21 protein-coding genes are annotated in these 23,526 nt (G+C 43.8%); 12 read left to right on the top strand and 9 right to left on the bottom strand.

Going from position 1 to position 23,526, the window contains the following annotated elements:
• Nucleotides 1-4 precede the first annotated feature (4 nt).
• From DUN60_RS18800 to DUN60_RS18790, 3 genes are all read left to right on the top strand, one after another.
• Complete coding sequence (locus DUN60_RS18800) at nucleotides 5-2,068, top strand: protein-disulfide reductase DsbD family protein (RefSeq protein WP_114635762.1); 2,064 nt, start codon at nucleotides 5-7, stop codon at nucleotides 2,066-2,068.
• Nucleotides 2,069-2,071: 3 nt separating this feature from the next.
• Nucleotides 2,072-2,641, top strand: a complete 570-nt coding sequence (locus DUN60_RS18795; RefSeq protein ID WP_114634850.1) for a protein disulfide oxidoreductase — start codon at nucleotides 2,072-2,074, stop codon at nucleotides 2,639-2,641.
• Nucleotides 2,642-2,768: 127 nt separating this feature from the next.
• On the top strand, nucleotides 2,769-3,488 hold the full coding sequence (locus DUN60_RS18790; protein WP_114634847.1) for a DsbA family protein: 720 nt from the start codon (nucleotides 2,769-2,771) through the stop codon (nucleotides 3,486-3,488).
• 259 nt (nucleotides 3,489-3,747) lie between these two features.
• On the opposite strand, the gene DUN60_RS18785 is transcribed toward DUN60_RS18790, so the two are convergent.
• A complete protein-coding gene (locus tag DUN60_RS18785; protein WP_114634844.1) occupies nucleotides 3,748-4,761 on the bottom strand; it encodes a succinylglutamate desuccinylase/aspartoacylase family protein in 1,014 nt (337 codons plus the stop codon).
• Nucleotides 4,762-5,137: 376 nt separating this feature from the next.
• Here DUN60_RS18785 and DUN60_RS18780 point away from each other — a divergent pair, with 376 nt between their 5' ends.
• From DUN60_RS18780 to DUN60_RS18770, 3 genes are all read left to right on the top strand, one after another.
• Complete coding sequence (locus DUN60_RS18780; RefSeq protein ID WP_004731820.1) at nucleotides 5,138-6,136, top strand: porin; 999 nt, start codon at nucleotides 5,138-5,140, stop codon at nucleotides 6,134-6,136.
• Nucleotides 6,137-6,289: 153 nt separating this feature from the next.
• Nucleotides 6,290-7,180, top strand: coding sequence for a DMT family transporter (locus DUN60_RS18775; protein ID WP_017089881.1), 891 nt, complete (start codon nucleotides 6,290-6,292; stop codon nucleotides 7,178-7,180).
• A 68-nt stretch (nucleotides 7,181-7,248) separates the two neighbouring features.
• Entirely contained in the window at nucleotides 7,249-7,866 is a 618-nt protein-coding gene (locus tag DUN60_RS18770; RefSeq protein WP_004731823.1) for a glutaredoxin domain-containing protein, read from the top strand.
• A 157-nt stretch (nucleotides 7,867-8,023) separates the two neighbouring features.
• Here the strand turns inward: DUN60_RS18770 and DUN60_RS24910 are convergent, their stop codons facing one another.
• From DUN60_RS24910 to DUN60_RS18760, 3 genes are all read right to left on the bottom strand, one after another.
• The gene (locus DUN60_RS24910) at nucleotides 8,024-8,158 is read right to left on the bottom strand and encodes a hypothetical protein (protein WP_267136081.1); all 135 of its coding nucleotides are present in this window, start codon (nucleotides 8,156-8,158) and stop codon (nucleotides 8,024-8,026) included.
• A gap of 336 nt (nucleotides 8,159-8,494) precedes the next feature.
• Nucleotides 8,495-8,845 (bottom strand): hypothetical protein, encoded by a 351-nt coding sequence (locus DUN60_RS18765; RefSeq protein WP_114634842.1) that lies wholly within the window; start codon nucleotides 8,843-8,845, stop codon nucleotides 8,495-8,497.
• A gap of 122 nt (nucleotides 8,846-8,967) precedes the next feature.
• Nucleotides 8,968-10,173, bottom strand: a complete 1,206-nt coding sequence (locus DUN60_RS18760; RefSeq protein ID WP_114634840.1) for a multidrug effflux MFS transporter — start codon at nucleotides 10,171-10,173, stop codon at nucleotides 8,968-8,970.
• A 108-nt stretch (nucleotides 10,174-10,281) separates the two neighbouring features.
• Here DUN60_RS18760 and DUN60_RS18755 point away from each other — a divergent pair, with 108 nt between their 5' ends.
• Together DUN60_RS18755 and DUN60_RS18750 are read left to right on the top strand one after the other, a co-directional pair.
• Nucleotides 10,282-11,178, top strand: coding sequence for a LysR family transcriptional regulator (locus tag DUN60_RS18755; RefSeq protein ID WP_004731832.1), 897 nt, complete (start codon nucleotides 10,282-10,284; stop codon nucleotides 11,176-11,178).
• A gap of 131 nt (nucleotides 11,179-11,309) precedes the next feature.
• Nucleotides 11,310-13,148, top strand: a complete 1,839-nt coding sequence (locus DUN60_RS18750) for a putative bifunctional diguanylate cyclase/phosphodiesterase (protein ID WP_114634838.1) — start codon at nucleotides 11,310-11,312, stop codon at nucleotides 13,146-13,148.
• 121 nt (nucleotides 13,149-13,269) lie between these two features.
• Here the strand turns inward: DUN60_RS18750 and shyA are convergent, their stop codons facing one another.
• From shyA to DUN60_RS18735, 3 genes are all read right to left on the bottom strand, one after another.
• A complete protein-coding gene (gene shyA / locus DUN60_RS18745; RefSeq protein ID WP_017077403.1) occupies nucleotides 13,270-14,562 on the bottom strand; it encodes a peptidoglycan DD-endopeptidase ShyA in 1,293 nt (430 codons plus the stop codon).
• 231 nt (nucleotides 14,563-14,793) lie between these two features.
• The gene (locus DUN60_RS18740) at nucleotides 14,794-15,093 is read right to left on the bottom strand and encodes an isoamylase early set domain-containing protein (protein ID WP_004737771.1); all 300 of its coding nucleotides are present in this window, start codon (nucleotides 15,091-15,093) and stop codon (nucleotides 14,794-14,796) included.
• Between the two features lie 126 nt (nucleotides 15,094-15,219).
• Nucleotides 15,220-15,873, bottom strand: a complete 654-nt coding sequence (locus DUN60_RS18735) for a hypothetical protein (RefSeq protein ID WP_114634836.1) — start codon at nucleotides 15,871-15,873, stop codon at nucleotides 15,220-15,222.
• A 32-nt stretch (nucleotides 15,874-15,905) separates the two neighbouring features.
• Here DUN60_RS18735 and DUN60_RS18730 point away from each other — a divergent pair, with 32 nt between their 5' ends.
• The 4 genes from DUN60_RS18730 (at nucleotide 15,906) to DUN60_RS18715 (ending at nucleotide 21,143) form a co-directional block, all read left to right on the top strand.
• Nucleotides 15,906-16,388: a GFA family protein gene (locus DUN60_RS18730; RefSeq protein WP_017077401.1), complete on the top strand. Its 483-nt coding sequence runs from the start codon at nucleotides 15,906-15,908 to the stop codon at nucleotides 16,386-16,388.
• Nucleotides 16,389-16,538: 150 nt separating this feature from the next.
• The gene (locus tag DUN60_RS18725; protein ID WP_004731845.1) at nucleotides 16,539-17,213 is read left to right on the top strand and encodes a YoaK family protein; all 675 of its coding nucleotides are present in this window, start codon (nucleotides 16,539-16,541) and stop codon (nucleotides 17,211-17,213) included.
• Nucleotides 17,214-17,442: 229 nt separating this feature from the next.
• Nucleotides 17,443-18,813, top strand: coding sequence for a YjiH family protein (locus DUN60_RS18720; RefSeq protein ID WP_114634834.1), 1,371 nt, complete (start codon nucleotides 17,443-17,445; stop codon nucleotides 18,811-18,813).
• Nucleotides 18,814-19,271: 458 nt separating this feature from the next.
• Nucleotides 19,272-21,143: a methyl-accepting chemotaxis protein gene (locus DUN60_RS18715; protein ID WP_114634832.1), complete on the top strand. Its 1,872-nt coding sequence runs from the start codon at nucleotides 19,272-19,274 to the stop codon at nucleotides 21,141-21,143.
• 168 nt (nucleotides 21,144-21,311) lie between these two features.
• On the opposite strand, the gene DUN60_RS18710 is transcribed toward DUN60_RS18715, so the two are convergent.
• Complete coding sequence (locus tag DUN60_RS18710; protein ID WP_114634830.1) at nucleotides 21,312-22,697, bottom strand: alpha-amylase family glycosyl hydrolase; 1,386 nt, start codon at nucleotides 22,695-22,697, stop codon at nucleotides 21,312-21,314.
• 283 nt (nucleotides 22,698-22,980) lie between these two features.
• Nucleotides 22,981-23,259, bottom strand: a complete 279-nt coding sequence (gene ppiC / locus DUN60_RS18705; RefSeq protein WP_010431207.1) for a peptidylprolyl isomerase PpiC — start codon at nucleotides 23,257-23,259, stop codon at nucleotides 22,981-22,983.
• Nucleotides 23,260-23,526: the final 267 nt, after the last annotated feature.

Raw genomic sequence — 23,526 nt, 5'->3', positions numbered from 1 at the left:
CTACATGCGCACATGCGCAAAAGCTTTCGTCACTGCAATCTTAGTCATGACGTCATTTACCGCCCTGGCTCAAACCACGGGCTGGATAAGCGTGCCTGAGCATCCGCCAGTTAAGATGCGAATGATGTCGACGGGTGAACAGTCGGATAACGGCGGTACCGTTCAAACTGTATTGGACGTTACACTCGACGGTGACTGGAAAACCTATTGGCGCAGCCCAGGTGAAGGTGGCATTCCGCCAAGCTGGGATTGGTCTGATTCAACTAATATAGAGTCTGTAGATTGGCATTGGCCGATCCCTAAATACTACGAACAACTTGACGTAATGACGCTGGGATACAAAAAGCACGTAAGCTTTCCTGTCACCCTAACGTTGAAAGACAAAACGCAACCCGCTGTATTTAGGGCTTCTCTCTCGTTCCCGTCGTGCACCAATATTTGTGTTTTGACTGACTATGACATCGAACTCCCTATCGACACGCAGCAATTGCAGTTCGATGAAGAAGCGATGTTCTTGTTCAACCAAGGCATGAGCCAATCTCCAAGAGAAGCGAACCGGACTTCAGTGAACGGTCTATTTTGGGACAAAAGCAAGCAACAACTGGTCACTCAACTAACCAGTAACGAAGGCTGGGATAAGCCGATGGTGTTGATTGACGGGCAAGAAGTCATCGATGACTTCTTTGCTCAACCAACCGTCCATATCACCGGCAATACGATGACCGCGGTATTTGACGTCAGCAACTGGATAGGCGAAGTCGACTTAACGGATCGCACCGTTAGTGTCACAGTTTCAGACACTAATTTTGCCGAAGAGATGACGGCTCAAGTCGGCTCAAAACCTATCGCTTATCAAGCAAGTAACAACGGTTTTCTTGCAATGATCGGCTTTGCTTTGATTGGCGGTTTGATCCTCAATATTATGCCATGTGTGTTGCCTGTATTAGGAATGAAGTTAAATAGCATCATTCAAAATCAAGGTGCATCCAATCGACATATCCGACTCTCATTCTTAGCTTCTGCGTCAGGTGTCATTACGTCATTTGCACTCCTAGCCCTTGGCATGACCGCTCTAAAAATGGGTGGCAATGCGATTGGTTGGGGAATCCAGTTCCAAAATGTTTGGTTCATCGGGTTCATGCTGATCATCACTTTGCTGTTCTCGATTAACCTACTTGGGTTATTCGAATTCAGACTACCATCAGGTTTAAACACTTGGATGGCGACTAAAGGCGACGACTCACATTCAGGCCACTTTATTCAAGGCATGTTTGCTACGCTGTTGGCGACACCGTGTAGCGCTCCATTCCTAGGAACCGCAGTCGCTTATGCACTTGGGGCAAGCTACCAAGAGTTGTGGGCTATCTTTATCGCACTCGGCATCGGTATGAGTGCTCCTTGGTTAATTTTCGCGCTGTTCCCAAGTCTTACAAAACTGCTTCCAAAACCTGGGGCATGGATGTTCAGAGTTAAGCTAGTATTTGGCTTAATGATGTTCATTACCAGTCTATGGTTAGCAAGCCTAATGAGCCCATTCATTGGTAAATTCCCGACGATCCTGTTGTCACTGTTTATCGTGATTACAGTATTGATTTGGATTGGCCGTAAGTTGGGTCGCAAGGTACTTATTCCTATCGTCGCAACCACAACCTTGGTGTTTGGTGCTGCATTAATCGTAGGCAGTGTGACCGCAGACAATTGGGCGACACCGATTGTTGACGATCTCGCTTGGCAAAAGCTAGATGCAAAACAAATCCCTCAATTGGTTGAGCAAGGCAAAACGGTATTTGTCGATGTGACCGCTGATTGGTGTATTACCTGTAAGGCCAACAAGATCGGCGTCGTTCTCCAAGACCCTGTCTACAGCCACCTACAGCAAGAAAACATTGTTTTGATGAAAGGCGATTGGACAACACCAAGTGAAAGTGTCACTCAATACCTACAAAGTAATGGTCGATTTGGTGTGCCATTTAATATCGTCTACGGCCCAAGCTATAAAAGCGGTATTCCACTGCCTGTCATTCTCGACAGTGACACTGTCGTTCAAGCCATCAACGCTGCGAGATAATTGATGAAGACTCCCAACAATGAAGATAAATCTAGCACGACTGAAGACAGCGCTGTAAAGGGTGAAACCAAAAAGCCAAGTCGTCTTAAGAAGTGGGGAAAGGAACTGGTTTCAATGATATTGATCGTTGGCGTGGTTTCATTTGCGATGGACTTTTATCACAGCAGAAGCATGCCTCAGGGCGACGCGATTCCAATTGTGGGTCAATCACTCAAAGGCAAAGATATTGATGTTATCGAGCTAAGCAAAAATGGTAAGCCAGTCATTGTCTATTTTTGGGCAACTTGGTGTGGCGCCTGCAAATTTGTGAGCCCAACCGTCAATAGCTTCAACGACTCCCATCAAGTGGTTTCGGTCGCTCTGTCATCGGGCCCAGACGAACGTGTTCAGCGCTACTTAGAGGCAAAAGAGTATGACTTCCCTGTGATCAATGATCTTTCTGGATCAATCAGCAGAAGTTGGGGCGTTAATGTCACTCCAAGCATCGTCATCATCAAAGATGGAAAGATTAGCAGTATCGCAACAGGCGTTACTTCCCCGATAGGGCTCTGGTTAAGAACCTACTTTGCATAACTCGCTTACAAAGAAAAACTGAGCAAAGCAAGGCGAATAACTCGATTTAGCCCGTTTAACGAACAGTATTACCGTGAGCGCGACCCAATGAGCGCTCACGATTATCAAGAATTAGAGAATATATAGCATGAAAAAACATCTGATTAGTACACTGATTTTAGGTTCACTAATGAGCACCGCTGCCTTCGCTGAGTTAAGTACAGAGCAAACCCAGAAACTTGAAGAGATTAACCAATTTCTGAAAGAGAACCCTTCTACGATCTCTGGCTTACATACCAGCTTAGAGCAGTACGTAGCAGGGCAAGAACAGTCGAAGAAAGCTCAAGCAGGAAGCCATGATTGGTTATACAACAATGACGCTCACCCAATCACGGGCAACCCGGATGGCAAATCAGTCATCATTAACTTTACCGACTATAACTGTCCTTACTGTAAGCGCTTGGAAAAAGGCTTAGTTCAATTAGCCTCTGAAAATAGCGACATCAAAGTGATCAACGTGTACTTATCGTTTAAACAACAACAAGTTGCAGGGCTAGACACCAACGCGGCGCTATACGCGATGAAAGTATGGAAAGATAACCCAGAAGCATTCCCTGAAGTTAATAGATTGCTGATGGCCAAAAGCGGTATTCACTCGAAAAGCTCACTAGAAGCCGTTGCCAAGAAGACGGGAACAGAGGCGGAACTAAAAACAACTAAAGAACAAAACCAGGTTCTAACCACTAACCACCAAACGTTCAGTGCACTCGGCTTAACGGGCACTCCAACCATGATGATGAACGGAAATGTTTTACCAGGATATGTGCCTTACGACCGACTTAAAGATATCGTGGATGACGCTTTTTAATCGAGTGTAGATAGAGATAAAGACTCGAAAGAGAAGTGAATAAAAGCCGACTCGCGTCACTCGCCGTCGGCTTTTTAATGAGCTTAAGATAATGTTTTCAATATTACTTTTGAAACAGAAAAGCAATCGAAGTGTCACTATCTTGCAATGGATTCTTAATTTACCCTCGCTACGCTAAAAGCAGTTCTGTCGATGAGTCAAAGACGTGTTAACTCAAGACAACTGTCCTTTGACCGAGCCTTGCTCGGTCTTTTTTTGCTTAACTCAGCAAGCGACAAACAAGCGCGCCCGGCTCCCTTAATGCATCCACGTTATAGCTGAGTACACGCCCAGAAGATGGTGCGTGATAACGACGACATTCATTACCGAACGCATCATATTGGATGGCGAGCAGATCATCTTGTTCGACACTTTGCAAAAGCTCGACCTGAGGCAGCACAAAGCCACCAATATCAGCGCGGATAGACACGACGTTGTTGCCTTCTATCCAGTCCATACTTGGCAGCTGCTTTGCCTCTAACGGGTCTTCACCATTAAGCATTTCATAGTAAGACAACATATTAAAAACACCGTCCACGGCTCGTTGAATCATGTCAGGCTGAGTAAACTTACCCATCCCCACTTCCACCGTAATGCTCGGAATTCCACTTCGATTCCAAACCGTTTCAAGAATACCTGGGTCACCGGGATCATTGAGAACACAATCTGGCGTCATCAACCTTGCCATTTCAAGGCACTGTTCAATTCGGTAGTCAGCAAAAACATAAAGTGGGTAGACAGCGCCACGAGTTTGGGTATGCAGGTCAACGGCGAATGTCGCATTGTGTTTGAGTAAGCGATCCCACAAAGACGCAACAAAGCGCTCTGCCGCTAAGCCATTCGCATCCCCTGGAAAGAGTCGATTAAGGTTGGCAGGGCAAGAGCCCGGATCCGAAGAGATAAAATCGCGGCTATGGTTAAGCAAACCCGACAAATTCACAGTAGGCACTATCGTTACCGTGCCTTTGAGAGTTTTACCGACTAAGTCTCTGATAATTTGCTGAGCAGCCAACACACCGTTGAGCTCATCACCGTGAATACCAGCGGTGATCATCAACTTAGGACCTGCTTGACTGCCTTTGAAAACAGAAACCGGCATGTTCTTGGGTTGCCCTAGCCCATCACTGGTTACTTGAAACCAAAACTGGTGCTCTCCAACGGGTAGGTCTTCAACATTCAAGGAGCCAATAACCTGCCTACCTTGTAAAACATCGCCTAAGTACTCTGTTTTCATCCAACGTCTCCATCTTGTTGAGCAAAATCTATTCTCGTCTAAGTTTTTGCATCATAGAGGATATCTTAATCAGTACAAACAGTTAATAAGATGAACGAGCTCTGACTTCCCCATAATACTCACTCATATCATCATCACTTCCCCTAAATAGAAACTCGAAAAAGTAACTACACAAAAACAGATAAGTTGTATAACCATTCACAAATCACTCAGTCTATTGAAATAAAAGTGCAATAAAATCAACAATTAAAAAGTTCCCTATTCACGAAAATGTAATTTTATAGAAATGAAAGCTTAATTTAGCTGCTCTAAATTAGCTTCATATCGAAACGGAGAGCACATTGCTCACGGATTTTAAAATACAAGGTAAGTGATTATGAAAAAGGCAGTTCTAGCTTCTGCAGTGGTAGCGGCACTAGTTTCAGGTTCATCTCTAGCAGCAACAGTTTACAGCTCTGATGGTACAGAACTTAAAATTGGCGGTCGTGCGGAATTCCGTGGTGATTTCATCGGGTCAGGCGGTAAAGAAATCGACGGAACCATGAAAAATAAAAGCCGTGTGCGTTTAAATGTTGGCGGTACTACTGAAATCACTAGCGATCTATCTGGTTTCGGTTTCTATGAAGCAGAACAAGGCGTAAATTCTTCAGCGGATAACGATGAAACTGATAACTTTAAACAACGCTATATGTACGCTGGCCTTGAAGGTAACTTTGGTGCTGTTTCGGTAGGTCGTCAAGATACAGCTGCTGCTCAAATCTCAGAAATGTCGGATGTTACTATCTACTCAGGTGATCAAAAAGCCTTCATTAACGCGGGCAACGAGCAGATTAACAACACGTTCGTGTACGCTTACGATGCTGATGCTCTTTCGTTGAAGGCAAGTTTAATCGCTGGCGAAGATAAAGATACAGACGGTTACGGTATCTCTGGTATCTACACATTGCCTATGGGCTTAGGTTTTGGTCTTGGTTACTCAGGTAATGACAATGGTGCAGGTAATGGCTCTGCAACCGCTGTAATTGCTGGTATCAACTACAAAATGGATGCTCTATACCTAGGTGCCACCTACACAATGGGTGACCTAGACGACAAAGCTAAGACTGAGTTCTCTGGTGTAGAAGTTGCGGCTAAGTACAAACTTACCGATCAATTTGAATTGGCTGCTTTGTACCAAAAACAAGAAAAAGACGCGACACAGAACATCACTGTAGATACAGCTGATTTCTTCGAGCTAACGGGTACATACAAGTTCAACAAGTCTATCCGTACTTACGTTGCTTACCAATTAAACAACCTAGACGATGTAAAAGTTGCAGGTCTAGAGACACAAAGCGAAGATTCTCTTCGTCTAGGTCTACGCTACGACTTCTAATCTAAATCGGCTTTAGATGCAGACTAAAAGGTTGGGCAATAGCTCAACCTTTTTCATATTCAAATATTCTGACTAACTTCATCAATGCTTTTTCTGGTTAAGTGGTGCTAAATCCGTATCATAGGTGAACCACATCAAATAATTAGAAGCATCATGTCACAACACCATCCGATCCAAGGCGCTAGCTGGATGCTAACCGCAGGCCTAGCCTTTGCCGTCATTAACAGCCTAACTCAAATCGCTAGCATTCATTTCGGACTTACTTCTACTACCGTTGCCGTCATTCAATACGCCATCGCGTTGTTCGCTATTCTTCCTTATCTGAAAACGCTGGGCATTCGCCGCGCGCTAAAAACCGACAACCTCAAGTTGCATGTATTCCGTGTGTTTTTATCGGTGATTGGTATTCAACTTTGGATATGGGCGCTGGCTTACCCAGTTCCTATTTGGCAAGGCATTGCCCTTCTCATGACGTCGCCACTGTTTGCAACCATAGGTTCAGGGCTTTTCCTCAAGGAGAAAGTGGGAGCTGCTCGCTGGGGCGCGACCTTAGCAGGTTTCGTGGGTGCTATGGTGATTCTAGAGCCATGGGCTGAAGACTTTAACTGGGCAACGCTACTACCGATTGGCGCCGCTTTCTTTTGGGCATGCTACTCACTAATGGTGAAAAAGCTCTCTTCACAAGACAGTCCTTCAACTATGGTGGTCTACCTTTTACTATTGATTACGCCATTTAACATCCTACTTGCTGCGCCAGATTGGCAGACTCCAAGCGGCGGTACGATTTGGGCTATCTTAATTGTCATCGGTGTTATGACGGCACTTGCTCAATGGGCAATTGTAAAAGCCTACTCAGTCGCTGATGCTTCATTCGTACAACCATTTGACCACGCAAAATTACCGCTAAATGTCCTAGCAGGTTGGATTGTATTTAGCTGGGTTCCACCGGGTCGTTTATGGCTCGGGGCTGCTATTATTATTGCGTCAGTCGCATTTATAACGCACTGGGAAACGAAAAAGCCGTCAAAACTGAAGAAAGTTTAGGGTTAGTGAAATAAATAGTTCAACTGTCCGTTCTATATGGATAAGAGAATTCAAACGAGGCCGTAACCATGAAGAAACCAGTCAAGATTACACTATACCGTTGGGCAGGCAGCTGGGGTCCATTTAAAGTTAATATCCCATGTGGGGAATGTACCCTTACCAAAGACATTCTTAAGGATACTTTTGAGAATGAATTATCAGATGTCGATGTCGAACTGGAAGTGAAAGATTGGTTGTCTCACTGGTGGGAGCCTCTAAAACTGGGCTCTTGGCATGCTCCAATCCTTGTTGTTGAAGGCAAGGTTGTAAGCCAAGGCGAAGCGCTTAACCGCGGTGTGTTAGTTCAATCCGTGATCAAAGAGTGGACCAAACGCGACAGCCTAAAAGGCAACATCGTTTATGGTAAAGCGACCTGTCCATTCTGTGTTAAGGCAAAGAAAATGCTTGATGAAGCGGGTGTTGAATACCAATACCACGATGTTGTAAAAGACAGCGCAGCTTTGTATCGCATGATTCCAGAGGTCAAAGCGCACATTGGTGAGAAAACACCAGTAACCGTTCCTCAGATCTGGCTCGATGGTAAATACATCGGTGGAGCAGACAACTTAGAAGCGTGGATGAAAGAAAATGGTTTAGATACCATTCCAAATAACGTTGTCGACCTGTCCAACCAATCGGCAGGCTAAACTCACACAGAGTTACAAATCCGATCGTGAATTAATCAGTGTTTTTTTGTGTCCATCCACAACAAAACGAGCGATGACCTTCATTAATCGCTAAAACGCAAAAGGCCTTAAACTTCATCGAGTTTAAGGCCTTTTTAAATTCCGTTTTTGAAAATGCTTATTTCGCCATTTTCTTCATCATTCGCTTAAAGAACGACGGTTTCTTTGGCTTTGACTTGCCATACAATGCTTCGTGCATCATGTTTTTTGCTACCATTTGACCAAGGTATGCGTGGCCTAGTTCGTAATTCATGCTTATCTCCGCACATAATCGATTTTCTTATGCGCGGATTCTACACTTAAAGCGCCCAGAAACAAGATCTAAATCACACTTTGATGCAAGTAAATCATCCTATTGCAAAATCCGTATTCTTGTCTCTGCATCAGTCAGCATTGTATCGTTATATCAATGAGTTAATGTTAAGCCCGTCTAACCTTGATTCACCATCCCCATTTGCAATCCAAGACATTGGTTTAGACATCCATAAAAAAGCAGCTCAAGAGAGCTGCTTTTTAAATACTTAGCTTAGAAACACTGACCTTAAAAAGGACACTATTCGCTAATGCCTAATAGTTAGTAACTAAAACACTAACTACGCTTTGGCTGTCTGTAAGTTTTACCAGCAATCTGGTACGTGTCTTTTTGCTTTAATTCGAACATAGTTTCAAAGAACCAAGCTGCAAATTTGATTAAGTCATCGCCTTCATTCATTACATGTTCGATGTACTCTTGCTCTTCGCCTTGTTCATTTTCTTGAAACGTCACGTGGTAAATACGCTTTTCGCCTTCTACTTCAGCTAGCGCAAATTGACCTGTTAGTGATCCAGCAGCCTCAGCGACTTCTGTATCCTCATTGGATTTCAATAGCTCAAGCGCTTGAGGCAGGCCATCTAGTGCGCAGATAGCTTTTACCAGTACTTCAAATTCATTTTGCTGCATGTTTATTACCTATTAAATGGACGCAGGTATTGTAGAAAACCATCCATACAAATACAACGTATTAACGACTGTACTCTGAACTATAGCGAGCTAGTTGCTTAACTGTACTCTACTTCAGCTGTTTAACTGTACTCTACTTCGGTAGCTGCGGCTTTCTTATTCATTTTGGTTGAAGACCAAAGGACTGTACCCATGCAAGCACCAATAATCAGATAAAACCCGCCGAGTTGTAAGTGAGTTGTCACCCAGCTTTCTACTAGATACCCACCCAATAAACCCGCTAAACACATCTGAATTGAGCCAGACAATGCAGACACTGCACCCGCTTGTTTCTTATGGGGTTCTAATAACATGCTGATTGATAGTGGGAACGAGATGCCTTGTGCTATCGCCAACCAAGTAAACGCCCAAACTAAGTTAAAGATGGATAACTCATGAGTAAGAAGCCAAGTTCCCGAAGCCAAAATGATCAAAATCGCAAGGCTCATCAATTGCGGAGTGCTAAACCTACGATTGAGCAAGTTCAAAGCCACGCTACCTATCAGTAAACCTGCCGAAGGGACAATCATCAATGAGCCATATTCAGCGGCGGTCAGCCCCAATTGCTCTTGCATTAAGAATGGAAACAGCGATAAAGATACCAAACTTGCCATGTAGCTCATCCAGTTATAACTGGCACTGGTCAACACTTGGCGGTTAGTCAACAAGCGTCCGTAGTTCTTCACTACTTGGCAGGCATCAAAGCGACTCTTTCCATATGGCAAAGTCTCAGGCAACACAAAGTAACCCAGCGTAAATATTGCCAGTAGATAAAGAAGAACAAACAGGAACACCGCCTGCCAACCGAGGTGAAATGAAATCCAACCACCAAATACGGGGGCAATGATCGGCATGATCGAAGCGGTGATCGAAATATAAGACAACGCTTTGGTCAGTTGAGGGCCATCATAGCTGTCGCGAAGCACACTTCGTCCGAGAACCGAGGCGCTGCCCGCCCCTAAACCTTGCAATAAGCGACCAACCTCTAGCGCCGTCATGTTGTCAGAAAAAACAACACAAACGACAGTACCAATCAAATAAACACCCTGACCTAACAAGAAGATAGGTCTTCTTCCCACTGCATCAGACATCGGCCCGTAAAATAGCTGAGACAGGCCAAAACCCACAAGAAACAGCGTGACGAGCAGCTGTACATCTACCTGAGTCACACTTAAATCAGAAGCAATTAACGGCAATGATGGCAAGTAGATGCTCACACCCACCTGCCCCGTAGCAATAATCATCATTGCTAAAAGTAACGGCGTTTTTTTAAAGGTCGATTGGCTCAAAAAATTCCCTATTCGTTTGATATTTGTTCATGATATAAGTTTATATTCAAAACCAGTAATTGATAATTAACCAAATTGGAATTTAATTAAGTCCTAGCAGGAAATAATATGGATTGGATTCTCAACGTAAAAAGCTACGTTAGAGTGGTAGAAGAAGGCAGTTTCAATGGCGCCGCTCGCAAACTTAACACCACCAGCTCGGCGATCAGCAAAAGAGTAAACTGGCTCGAAGAGCGTATCGGTACTCAACTTTTAAAACGCACCACTCGTTCAATTAACCAAACCGAAGCGGGTGCACTCTTTTACTTACGGGCCAAGGATCAACTCGACAATTGGCAGTCAATTATTGATGAGACTCGCTCGGTTAACCAAACCCCGGCAGGCCTCTTAAAGATTGGCGCGACGATTGCTGTTGGCTCTAAATTTCTCGTGCAATACATGGACGACTTCTTAGAAAAATACCCAGATATTAAGGTGCAGCTGATCACGACCACGCCAGGCCAATTGCCTGAACTTGGCTTGGATCTCGTGATCAGTCGTGAACTGGAACAGCTCAACTCATTAAGCTTCAAGAAAACACCGCTGTTTGAACACAAGGCCAGTTTCTATGCTGCGCCGAGTTATCTTGCCAAACATGGTTATCCCACCAACGAGCAAGACTTAGAACAACACAACTCCTTAATATGGGGAGAGCGCCCTACCCGTGAAGTCACACTCACCAAAGGGCAGCGCATCACTTTGAACGGCAACTTTGCGACCACCAACCCTGAGGCTTTGTTTCACGCGGCGAAACGAGGAATGGGTGTGCTGTTAACCATCAAAGCAATGATCAAAGAGGATCTTAAACAAGGGACATTAGTTCCAGTATTGCCAAATATTACCGCCGACGAAGTGATGGTTTACGCATACTACCCTAAGCTTGATTACTCACATACGCGAACCAAGTTATTTTTGGACCATTTGAAAGATAGGCTAGATAAAGAGCGAAATAACCAGATTTTGTGAAATAAGTCTCAACTTTATTTGAAAAATGATACAACGCGGCCAATAATAAACTAAGAGCATATAAAAATAGATGCGTACAAACTAAACACACAGGCTTACACGCTGGATCTGGTTAACTAGGGATGGTAGCTATGACTCAACAAACGTACAACAATATGATAGACACTGAGCGTATAGGGCGCTTGCTCAAGTTGGAAGGTATCGACCTTTTGGAATCAGCAGTACTTACCCTGCACCAAATGTTCGATACCAAGTACACCACTATCATTGAGAAAAAGTACTTTCCAGACCAAATTGTTCCCTTAGTTATTGCTCATTCTGATCACGTCTTGCATGACAGAATCAACCCTCGTCATGGGCAAATCTATCAGCAAGCCGTTAATCAAAACCACCCTGATTGCTCATTTGCTCAATACGTTGTCAAATCACTACCTACATCTGCCTTTCGGCAAGAGATTACCTCACAGAATTCCATTGCGATTCCTACACGGACTCAAAGCGGTGAAGTCATGGGGGTACTTTTTTCTACGTTTACTTCCCCAATGAGTAATGCTCAGCAACAAGAAGCGATTAAACATCATCAACTTTTTTCAGATATCATCATCCACACCCTGCGTGAGATGTGGTTCAACGATCGCTCTGAACAATTGGTCAATCAACTCAGTTATGAGGTCTCACACGATAGCTTAACAGGTTTACTTAACCGCAGTTGCTTATCCGATACGCTAGAATCAATCACTCAGCAAAACTCAACACCGTTCACGTTAGCAATACTGGACATTAATAGTTTTAAAGCGATTAACGATCTTCACGGCAACTATATCGGAGACAAAGTACTGCAACATCTGGCTGAGATTTTGAGACGAACACTCCCTGAAAATAACCTCACCTTTAGAACGGCAGGAAATGAATTCGCCTTCATCACCTATTACGCCGACCCAACCGCAATTTGTGAACAAATCATCGCCAAAGTAAAACAAGGGTATAACAGTATTGATCTTAGGATCGATTTTGATATCAGCATAGGCATCGCAGGATCAGCCGGAGATAGCAAAGACGTAGAGCAAATCATCTTCAACACCAGCTTAGCGTTGAAAGAATGTAAGCAATATTCGGGTACCCATATCAAGTGCTATGACACCCACTTAAGATCTCGATATCAGAGAAAGACCGAGTTAATTGCGGCCTTGAGAAATGAACTTGAAAACTCTATCTCGCTGAACAGCGGAATGTATGTTGTGGCTCAGCCGATTGTTGGTCAACAAGACAAATGTTGGAAGTATTTCGAAGTACTCACTCGTTGGAAAACAGAAAAGCACGGCGACATATCCCCAGTTGAGTTTATACAGGTAGCAGAAGAATCCGGGCTAATTGTCGAGCTGGGTGAACGCATTATCGAACTGGTATGCCGAGCTAAAACGACATTAGAACAAGGCTTAGGATACAAGGTTAAGCTCGGAATAAACTGTTCCGCCCATGAACTTACCGACTCTAAGCGTTACATTTCCTACCTCACTCGGACCATTGAACAGCATCACTTTAAGGCTGACGAGTTTGTTATTGAGCTGACCGAAACAGTATTGCTATCTCCAACTCAAGACACCAAAGACGCACTCAACTTTTTGCGAGAACAAGGCTTTACGATTGCGCTAGACGATTTCGGCACCGGTTACTCTAGCTTGAATTACATTCACAGTTATCCGATTGACTGCATTAAAATTGATGCCATTTTCATTCAAAATTTACTCACCAATTCGACATCAGAGAGCGTTGTTTGGTTGATCATCCAGCTTGCTCATCGACTCAACGTATCACTTGTCGCAGAGGGTGTGGAAAAGCGTGAACAGCTAGAGAAACTTCACGATATGGGGTGCGACAAGATCCAAGGATACCTATACTCGCCTCCTATGCGACCTGAAGCTATCGTGAGTTTAGTGACTCATTCAGAAGCGCTCATTCAAAGCCCATAAAAATTAAAATATATAGCAGTAGCCAGACCAAAATCTAAAAAACCGCGAAGCATGACTAAGTACTTAAGTATTTAGAAAAGCTCTCGCGGTTTGATTAATCGGCCTAATTTAGAGAAATCTATTAACTGTTATTAGATTGCGCTTCTAAAGCTACCTTTAACAGCTTATCAGCTTCATCTCTTGACGCGACGAACGTCGCTTTTTCCTTTTTAGGCACTGAATCAGCCATCGGAATATTCGCTGTCATCGCGTTCACAGGACGACCACGTTCGATTAACTCATAATGCAAGTGTGCCCCCGTCACTCGGCCAGTTTTACCTGACAAGCCAATACGCTGACCACGAGATACCGTTTGTCCTTTACGAACTAAGATCTTACTCAAATGGAGATAACGCGTTTTGTAAGTGCTACCGTGCTGAATAACCACGTAGTTACCGGCGTATGGGTGCTTACGGGTCATGATCACTTTACCATCACCCGTCGCTTGAACTGGCGTACCAATTGGCGTCGCGAAATCTGTACCGTTGTGAGGTGAGACTCGGCCTGTCACAGGGTGTAAGCGCTTAGGGTTAAACTGAGAACTCTGACGCCATCCACTGCTCACCGGGTAACGTTGGAAAGCACGTTGTAAGCTATCGCCATTGGCATCGTAATATTGCCCATCAGTGTGTAAGTACGCAGAAACAACACGATTGCGATTCATGATCTTAATCGCTTCGATTTCACGCTTTCCGGTTGCGACACCATCAACAAATTGCGCTTTCTGAAGCACTTCAAACTGATCGCCAGCGCGCAGGTCGCGGCTAAAGTTCAACTTATCTTTAAGAAGCGTCACAATATGGTCAATCTCAAGACTATTCAGACCAACCTTGTTCGCCGACATAGAGAAACTGCCGTGAATATCACCCACTAAAGGCTTTTGTTTCCATTCACCAGGAATAGAAATGTCTTCAAATTCATAGCTGCCATCTTCAAGTCGTCGGTAAACCGCTTTATCCGCAACACTAAATTGAATTTCCATTTTGGAAAGATTGCCCGTCGCCTCATCACGCCAAAAACGTAATGTGTTACCAGGACGAAGTGTGTCTAGGGCAAGGAAGTTTAAATCGGTTTCCATCACGCTCATCATCGATTTATAAGAAAATCCAAGTTGAGTGAAGATGCTACTCAAGTTATCGCCCGTTTGAATTTGATACTCAAACGTCGGCGGTTCGATAATCGCGACAGAAGAAGGTGATAGGATTGACTCAATAACGGTTGAGTCAGGTAAATCAAGATCGATCGTTTTCGTCAGATCCGATTCTGAAGATTGCAAAGCAATACCAAACGCTGCAATAAGTGGCAGTCCTAAAATAGCTACTTTTTTTACAGGTGAAAGCTCAGCAAACGGAGAGGAAAATATTTTTGAATACACGGTAAACAGGTCTTTCTACGATATAAAGGCATAGGATATGCTTTTCAAACGCATAAATCATCATTGCATTGTCATAATATGATGTGAATCTGCCCAATTTAGACTAAGTCATTGAGTTACCGTAAGTGGAAACCTGCTTCACGATAAATAATATTAACCGCCAAAATAGAAAATAAAAAAGCAGAAACGGCTAGTTTCTGCTTTCTATTGATTCACGCTACTTCATCTCAATTAAGCGCTAACCGTCGATACCAAGCAATTGTCTTCACCAAACTCATTCGGGATATAACGATCAGCATTCGCATCGTTCACCCATTGTTGGTCATCAACCAGGTAGCGGAATTGAAACTCGCCATCTTTAGGTAGGCGAGTTTTAAACTTGTAAACCTTCCCTTTGGCCAGTTTTTTCATTGGGGTGGCTTTCCAATCAAGAAAGTCAGCAACGATGGATACAGAGTTCGCTTCTTGAGCTTCTAGCTCGAAGGTCACTTCAACTTCATCTTTCGTCTTAAAAAAACGTTTATTAATCATTCGCAAGCTCCATTTGTAAAAATAGGCAGACACCAAGCATAAGGAGTGTCTAAATTTCATTCATCTAATTAAGATAATATGTAATTTAGCTCACATAAACAACAGATCCTTGCATTAACGAAAACGTTATTGCTTACCAATTGATTGCGTATCAAAAGAAAAGCTCATTAACACCTTTTCAGAAGGGGATTCTGCAAATGATTGTTCCGCAGAATGCTGAGTAAAGCCGATAAAACCTTCCCCTGTTTGTTTGCTAGCGGATTGTAAATCTTGCTGCTGAGCGACTTCTAAAGTCTGAATTTGCACTCTATCGCCTAGAAAAAGCTGGTCGACAAGCACGACACGGCTTCGCTGCTGGTCATGTTTAAACAAGCCAAGATAATAGAACACGCCACTGCCTTGGTTAGATACCCACATCGGTGCGACAAAGAAATTCGCCTTGCCCAACGTGACGGCTGAAAGGTTGTTGGTGTCTACCGTTACCACACCACGCTCAACACCCGAGTCATAGCGTCCAAAGGCTATAGCTCTAGGTTCATCGACTTCATTAATAAAAGCGTACGCGTTGGTTTCGGGTACTTTAATTGTCCATGGGTTGGTCGTCTTCAAATCAAAAACGGTTTCAACAACAGGGTCATAACTGACTTGAGAAGAAGGAAACTTCGCCAAGATCTCTTCGTCACTTAAGCTAAAGCGATAAATACCCGCCAGTATCACCACAACCAGCATGACAATTGGAATCAGTAAAATCAGAGGTATAGGTAAGATTTTCTTTTTCATGAGCAATTATATTCTTTTGTTTTCATCCAGTTGTGCAGACCATAAAGGGCTTTAGTATAATTATCAATACAGGGTTAACCAGAAGTGGAGCATGGATGGATATCAATCATATTAAAGATAGAAATATCAGAAGTTGCGAATGCCGCTGTGGAGCAGTCAACCTAGTATGCAGAGGCGAGCCTCAACGCACCTCTGTATGCCATTGCTATGAATGTCAGAAACGGACCGGAAGTGTGTTTGGTGTTCAGGCTCGATTCCCAATAGAACAAGTCACATTAAACGGAGAAGTCACTTCTTTCTCACGCATCAGTGATACGGGCAGTGAAGTGACCTATCAGTTTTGCCCTAAGTGTGGCACCACCATGCTCTTACAATCTGTTGCTGCTGCCGATTTTTATATCGTCCCGCTCGGATTATTTAAAGAGCAAGACTTTCCGCTACCGAGCTTTTCAGTCTACGAAGAACGTAAACACGGCTGGGTCAAATTTGACCATCAAATGAGTCACTACAACTAGCCTGTTACTGACCTTTATCTCGATAAAGCAACGGCATTAGAACAAACTGCAATACTGTTGCCTAAGATCAAATATCAACGCACCACAGCGCTAGCGTATCTTTTCGCTAGCGTTATAATCGGCTCCTCTTTTTAACCCAGGGTGAACCACATGATTTCTAAGCTACCTCGCTGGGTTGAATACGGCGCTTTGCTGCTCGCAGGCCTTGCTGGCAGTGTTAATGCGATTGGCTTACTCGGCTTTCAGCATCAAGCGATCTCTCACATTTCAGGCACCATGTCTTTATTAGGCAGTAGCCTGCTCACACCAACTTCGGCTTCTTTACATCTTTTACTGATTATCATGAGCTTTATGTTAGGTGCAGCCTTCAGCGGATTCTTTATTGAGAACCAAGCACTGAAGTTAGGGCGTCGTTACGGCGTTGCTCTGTGCATTGAAGGGGGATTGCTATTTTTAGCACTTTGGGCGCTGTTACAGGGCTACACTTCAGGCCAATACTTCGCTTCAGCAGCCTGTGGTTTGCAGAACGCGATGATAACGACTTACAGCGGTGCGATCATTCGAACAACGCACATGAGCGGGATCATCACGGATCTTGGGATCATGATTGGTGCTCGCTTAAAGGGGATGCCTTTTGACCGTCGTAAAGCCAAACTACTGATGTTCATTGTGGTTGGCTTTCTGTTTGGTGGTTTAAGCGGAGCTTGTCTGTTCCAGCGCTTTGAAATTTTGGCGCTGGCTTTCCCTGCCTCTTTCGCTTTCATTATCGCATTTAGCTACTGGCTCTACCTGACCTATCGAACTGAAACGCCAGTCAATTTATAAATACCTGGCAATATATCCTCAAATTACGTAACATCCGCAACACTTTATTCTAAACTCTTAATGAGTTGCAGAATAACCAGTGTGAATAGTTAGCGATATTTGATGAATAGTATTGCAAGCACTATCAATACTGGGTAATCTTGCAGCCAGTGAGAAAATACGGATGTTTAGAGAATAAAAACGCCAAGGATGTGGCTTTTTTACATGTAGAAATACGAGAACAATTAACATGTCTAACAACACGAATACTGCTCAACCAGAGAAATCTAAAGGCAGTTTCTGGGTTTTCTTAATCCCATCTCTGATTGGTTTATTCCTTTTCATGGCACCAATCAGCTACCAAGGTGATCTAACGATCCCTGTCGCTATTCTAGCCAAATCAATTCAAGCGGTTTTCGGTGAGTCTCTAGTTGCTATTATCACTGCAATCGTTGCCTTCATGTCTGTAGCTTCCGTTTTAAGCACCATTTTCAAGCCTGCATTCATTACATCGAACTCATTTTTAAACGGCCTTTTCAACCCATCTCCACTGTGGTTGTTGGTTCGTCTTATCGGTGGTGCTGCAGCATTCATGGCTTTCTTCCAAGTCGGCCCTGAATTTATTTGGGAAGAGAACACCGGTGGCTTAGTCCTAGAAGGCCTACTTCCAACACTGTTCTCAGTATTTATCTTTGCAGGTTTACTACTGCCACTGCTGCTTAACTTTGGTCTGCTAGAACTATTCGGCACTTTGCTAAGTAAAGTGATGCGTCCAATCTTCAACCTGCCAGGTCGTAGTGCTATCGACTGTATGGCTTCTTGGTTAGGTGATGGCAGCGTTGGTATCCTGCTTACAAGCAAACAGTACGAGAAGAAATTCTACACGCAGCGTGAAGCCGCTGTAGTTGGTACGACTTTCTCTGCAGTATCTATCACGTTCAGTCTTGTGGTTATTGCTCAAGTAGAGCTAGAGCACCTATTCCTGCCTTTCTACGCAGCAATCTGTTTAGCGGGTATTGTGGCTGCGGTCATCATTCCTCGCCTTCCGCCACTAAGCATGAAGAAAGACACCTTCATTGATGGCAGCAAGCCTCACAAAGACGCTGACGCGATTCCTGCAGGTCACTCAACATTCTCTTGGGGTCTTGAGCTAGCAGTAAACAAAGCATCACAAGTTAAGTCAGCTACGTCAGTATTTGCTGAAGGCATCCGTAACGCCGTAGATATGGTATTTGGTGTACTGCCTGTTGTTATGGGCCTTGGTACGATGGCACTGGTTATTGCGGAATACACATCGGTATTCTCATTCCTAGGTCAACCTTTCATTCCATTCCTAGAGCTACTTGGTGTTCCTGAAGCGGTTGCAGCATCTGAAACCATCGTGGTTGGTTTTGCAGACATGTTCATCCCGGCAATCCTTGCGGCTTCTATCGACAACGAGATGACTCGCTTTGTTATTGCAGCAATGTCGGTAACTCAGCTGATCTACATGTCTGAAGTAGGTGCTCTGCTTCTAGGCAGTAAGATTCCAGTGAACATCCTCGAACTGTTTATTATCTTTATTCTGCGTACGTTAATTACACTTCCGGTTATCGCTGGTGTAGCACATCTAATATTCTAAATTAGACCCTACTGATATAGCGTAATTAAGAGCCATTTTATAAAGCCTCACTTTTGTGGGGCTTTTTATTGCCAGTAAAAACATTCCCTACCCGCTCAAAATACATTCACCTACCCACCCCAAATACAGCCAAGATATAAAATTGGCATATCATTTAATTTCATATCTGTTTAACTTCCTTCTCGTCTTGGAATAGAAAACCACACACATAAACGTCTAATTAATAAATTATCAATACCAGTAGGCTCTAGGCTCGCGTGTATCTTCAACTCATTGAACCAAATGCTAAAAGTAACAAATATATGATTTAGTGAATTTTGCATTGTTTAGGTTGTTGTATTTTTGTAGTCTATTTTGTGAAATTACATTCAAGTAAATTTCAATCTCGTCGATATATATAATTAGAAAAACACGATTAACTTTAGACTTCGCAAAGCCTGTGAGAAGGGGAACACTCAATGAAATTTAGCCATAAGGTGGTTGCTGCATCATCAGCCTTGCTGCTAGTGACAGTATCATTGCTTTCAATACAACAACTTTACACCGTAAGAAGTGCTGTAGAAAACCACGTCAATGCGAGCCTAAAAGAGATGGTCTCTGGCGTAAAAAATACAGTCGTATCAGAAATGAACGCCAAGAAAGCGTTGGCTCAATCGACGACTGAAGTCATCGAGATTAACCCTCAAGATCGTACTTACGTAAAAGAAATCCTAGAAAAACCAAAGCTTAAAAACAGCTTCCTAGCGGTTGGCTTTGGTTATGAAGCAAACGGTTTCGTCATTGAGAATGATGACGGTTGGGAAGCCGGTCCAGATTACGACCCAAGAATCCGCCCTTGGTACATTGATGCTAAATCCAAAAACAGTTTAGTGGTTACAGCTCCTTATGTGGATGCATCAAGTAAGAAAGTCATCATCTCTGTGGGTACGCCAGTTAAAGACAGCGGCCGCTTCACGGCAGGTATGTTCTACGACCTAGAACTGACCAACCTTGCGACATTGGTAAACCAAGTGAACTTGTTTGATGCCGGCTACCTATTCCTAGTCACTGCTGACGGCACAACGATTGCTCACCCGAATGCGAAAAACAACGGTGAAACGCTTTCAAGCTACATGCCACAAGCAAGCATTCGTGAAGGCTCTCAAGAAATTGAAGTCGACGGAAAAATGTTCCTAGTGAACTTCACCCACATCCCAAGTGAAGATTGGTACATTGGCGCAATCCTTGATGAAGAGATCGCGTTCCAAACCGTTGAAGATCTGAAAAACAGCTCAATGATCTACTCTTTGATTGCCGTTATTCTCAGCATCATTGCACTGACTGTTCTGATCCGTGTGTTAATGCGTCCACTTGATGTGCTTAACCAAGCAATTCAAGATGTGGCGAGCGGTCAAGGTGACTTAACCAAACGACTAGACACCAACACAGACAAAGAGTTCTCTGACCTAGCAAAAGGTTTCAATACCTTTACTGAAAACCTGCAAAACCAAATCATTCAATCAAAAGCGATTGGTGTTGAGATTAAGCGTGGTACTGAAATCACGGTTAAAGGTGCAGGCGAATCAGCAAACGCGATGAATACCCAACTGCAAGAGCTTGAGCAATTAGCGACTGCAATGAACGAGATGGCAGTGACTGCAACAGAAGTCGCGAACAACGCTCAAGGCGCAGCAGCTGCGGCTCGTGAAGCTGACGAAGCAACGCTAGACGGTACATCTGTAGTCAGTGATACCACTCAAGCCATTGATAACCTTTCAGCACGTATCGACCAAGCGGTTGCAGAAGTACAAGTACTGGAATCAGCGACAGCCAACATCGAAACGATTCTTAAAGTAATCAACGATATTGCAGACCAAACTAACCTACTCGCATTGAACGCAGCGATTGAAGCGGCACGTGCTGGTGAATCTGGTCGTGGTTTCGCAGTCGTAGCCGATGAAGTTCGAACTCTGGCGCAACGTACTCAAGAATCGACCACTGAAATCCGCAACATGATTGAGCAGCTCCAAGCTGGCGCAAGCTCAGTATCGAACGCGATGAATCAAAGTAAAGACACAGCCACTGACGCCGTTGAACGCGCTCAGCAAGCAAACTCTTCACTTGACCGCATCCGTGACGCGATTCAGCGTATCTCTGATATGAATATTCAAATTGCTTCAGCAGCAGAAGAGCAGAGCTTAGTAGCGGAAGAGATCAACAACAACACAGTTAAGATCAAAGACCTTTCAACACAAGTATCCAACGCGGCTCAAGAAGCAAACACGGCAATGCAGGTACAAACTGACAATGTTCGCCAACAAGACGAGCTATTGAACAAGTTTACGGTTTAACAGAAGTTTGTGTTAATCGGCGCTTAGCTTAACCAACACATAGTTCAACTAACGTTCCGCCAAGAACCTAAAAAACAAAAGACCCGTTTACTAGATGCTAGTAAACGGGTCTTTCTTTTTTCGACTTCTCTTTCTAACCGATTAGACGTAACTCGTAACAGGCTCGAATTAGTTCGTTGTCAGCATCATGCACTGATTAGATTCAACCTTAATGGTTAAGTCCTTGCCAACACATTCGAATACATCACCAGACAACAAATCCGTTACTGTACCAGTCCAAGTCAGTGATGCCGTTTTACTTCGCTTCGACTTGTTGATCACCACAATGCCTTTGTCGCCACGGACAAACACCAGCAAATCATCATTTGCCTCAACCACACGCATCGCTTCGCCATGAACATGGTTATGGAACTGAATCATGTTTTTCATGTAAGGCGCTTGCCAATCGTTAAGCCAACGAGGCTGACCGTTCTGATCCAGAATGCCGCTGGTACTTAGCTCACTGTAAACAAGCGGCACACCGCCGTCTCGACCAAGAATAAAGGCATGAGCTAATCGCTCGTCAACTTCACCCATTACGTGATCCAAAAATACTTCATTATTTGGAATATCATGAGTGACGGCAAAAGTGATTGCTCGCATATTCGATAACGCCTGACCAAAACAGTAAGGGTTGATCAGAGATTTAAAGCTGCCCTGCTCTTCAAAGGATTTGAAGATAGTATTGAACAGAGGGAAATCGTAAGCGCCTAAGCGAGTGTGTTTGAGGTAAGGCTCAAGGAACAACTCATACTCTTCTTTGGTCGCACCACCATCAGTAATGATCTCGCCAAAGATGTGCATTTCTTCGCAAATATCATCAGTCCACACCTTGCGTAGATGTGACAGTGTCATGTGTTTCGCTGCGTCTATGCGAAACCCTTTCACGCCAATCTCTTTTAAGGCTTTTAGGTAAGCTCTCTGCTGCGCGACCACATTGTCGTTGTCTAAAAGCGTTGGCAAGCCAGGGTCACTAACTCCACCGGTAATACGTCCGTTCTGCACTTCCCAAGTGTCTTTCCAGTTTTTGATACCAAACGCTTCAACAAAGTCGTTTTCATCAAATAAAGGCTTAGAAAGATCGCCAAACAAACGTATGGATTCGTAATAGTCAGCATCTTCTTGATAAGACGCCATGTCTTGCTGATTTGGATACGTTAAATCGCCACGGATACCCGACTCATTGGCCATGTGGTTAAACACGACGTCCACATAGGTACGAAGCCCGTGTTGCTTTAACGTGTTCACCATCGCAGTGAAATCTTGCGTGTCACCAAGCTGATTATCAATCACACGATAATCTTGTGGTTGATAGCGCTGCCACCATTGGGTGCCAGAATCACGGTCGCAACCTTTAGGTCCGCGTAACGACTTCATTGCCGGTGATACTAAAACAGATTTATAACCCAACTCTTGGATCAGTGGGGCGTTCTTCATTACGTCAGCGTAGCACCAGTCAAAGGCATGCAATATCACATCTGTCGCTGGGTTGCTTAACATAGCTGAACTATCCATGTTGTTCTCCTACCAAACTTGTTTACAGCTTTCTAGATAAATACAAAGGCTAAAAGGCAAAGCTGCATAAATTTCCTTAAGAATGGTATTTATTATATGAGTTACTCATTAAAAACCCTCCTCCTCCCACCGATTAGTCACGGCGGATAGTTAAGGGCGTAGTGCCAATTATCGCATAACGTCTGGGATGAACACTCAACCGTAGTGCTTTAAAATGCACAAAAAAGTGACAAAAAAGGAGCGTATATACGCTCCTTTTATTCAATCTAACACATATTTATGACTAAGTTCTGTAAAGAACCTTCACTACGTGCCAGCCAAATTTTGTTTTAACAAGGTGTGGTACTAGCGTCTCGCCAGAGAAACAAACCTTATCAAACTGAGGCACCATTTGACCTTTTTGGAACTCGCCTAAATCACCACCTTTCTTGCCTGATGGACAAGTAGAGTGTTTCTTCGCTAGTGTTTGAAACTTCGCGCCTTTCTTAAGCTGTTTAATGATGTCTTCTGCTTGTTCTTTATGCTTCACTAGGATGTGAAGTGCTGCTGCTTTTCTTGCCATGATAATTCTCAGTGTGTTGCGGTCAGTTTACTTACGATGGTTGCTTAGAGCATCGTTAATGAACTGACTGTTGTAATTCTGTTTATCGCTAACGACTTGTCGACATAAAACCATCGACAGCGCGCGTTTAGCGTGATTTTAACCCAAGAACTGCCAATCTTCACTCTATAACCGAAAACAACTGCCTTAAAACCCCTAAAAACCGTATAGTGACTTGCCGATATCCCTGTTTCCCTTTAAATTAATCCTTATAAATTAAGCGCGTAT

Source organism: Vibrio splendidus, assembly GCF_003345295.1.
Classification (GTDB): domain Bacteria; phylum Pseudomonadota; class Gammaproteobacteria; order Enterobacterales; family Vibrionaceae; genus Vibrio; species Vibrio splendidus_K.
This window is presented reverse-complemented; position numbering and strand designations above follow the sequence as displayed.